General features: G+C 62.9%; 2 protein-coding genes. Both read left to right on the top strand.

The features are described from left to right. The coding region (locus EOA60_RS34585) for an Lrp/AsnC family transcriptional regulator (protein WP_164899841.1) at positions 1–391 on the top strand (391 nt) is incomplete at its 5' end. Between the two features lie 322 nt (positions 392–713). Continuing rightward, positions 714–1,004, top strand: a 291-nt coding sequence (locus tag EOA60_RS38495; RefSeq protein ID WP_206628413.1) for a BrnA antitoxin family protein, incomplete at its 3' end; no start/stop codon positions are given.

The raw sequence follows: 1,004 nt of genomic DNA, 5'->3' as shown, positions 1-1,004 counted from the left end.
GGTGGGACTGAGCAAGACGCCGTGCTGGAAACGGGTGAAGGCGCTCGAGAATCAGGGCATCATCCGCAGCTATTCCACCCGCATCGATCCGGCCGCGATCGGCTTCGACATCGAGGCCTTCATCCAGGTGTCGATCGACTTCGAGGTGTCGGACGCCTTCGAGGCGGCGGTGAGGAAGCACCCGCTGATCCGCCGTTGCTATGCCACGACCGGCGAGGCCGACTATCTGTTGCAGATCGTCACCGTGGACATGCGGGCGCTGGACAGGATGCTGCGCGAGGAGCTCAGCCGGCTGCCCGGCGTGCGCCGCACCGTCACCTCGATGGCGATGCGCGAGATCAAGGGCGACATCTCGTTCGCCGATGCAGCGGCGCATGCGCTAAGGGAATGATTACAAGAAGAATATTTGCAATCAAAGGTAATTTCGGTAAATACCTTAATTGTCGAGACGGGCGGGGGCGATGCGTTTCGAATGGGATGCCGCAAAGGCTAAGATCAATAAGGCCAAGCACGGCATCGATTTCGAGCTCGCTCCGGAATTCGATTCGCCAACGCGGTCGTCGCCATCGACGACAGCACGGACTATGGCGAGGAACGCCTGGTCGCCACCGGGATCATCGGCCTGTCAGTCTGTGTGATGGTCTATGTCGAGCGCGGCGAAACGATCCGGGTGATTTCGCTGCGACGGGCCACGAAGAAGGAGATCGAGAGTTATGTCGAAAACCTCTAGTCGTTCCCGCTCCGCGCCCGTGCACCGGGAAGCAATCCCGCCGAGGCGCACCCGCGAGGAAGCCCTCGGCATCGCCCGGGCCGCGCTTTCGCGCATGTCCGAACAGGAAGATGCGGCGATCAGGGCGGCGGCGTTGGCCGATCCGGATGCGCAGCCTGCGGAAACATTGCCGCGCCGCAAGCCGGGCCGCCCGCGCGCCGAAGTCAAGAAAGTGGCCGTTTCGCTGAAGCTCGACCCCGATGTGGTCAGCGCTTACCGCGCCCAAGGTCCCGGC

Origin of the sequence: Mesorhizobium sp. M1A.F.Ca.IN.020.06.1.1 (assembly GCF_004023265.1) — a bacterium.
GTDB lineage: Bacteria > Pseudomonadota > Alphaproteobacteria > Rhizobiales > Rhizobiaceae > Mesorhizobium.
Note: the sequence above shows the minus strand (reverse complement) of the source record. Positions and strands in the feature narration are given on the sequence as shown.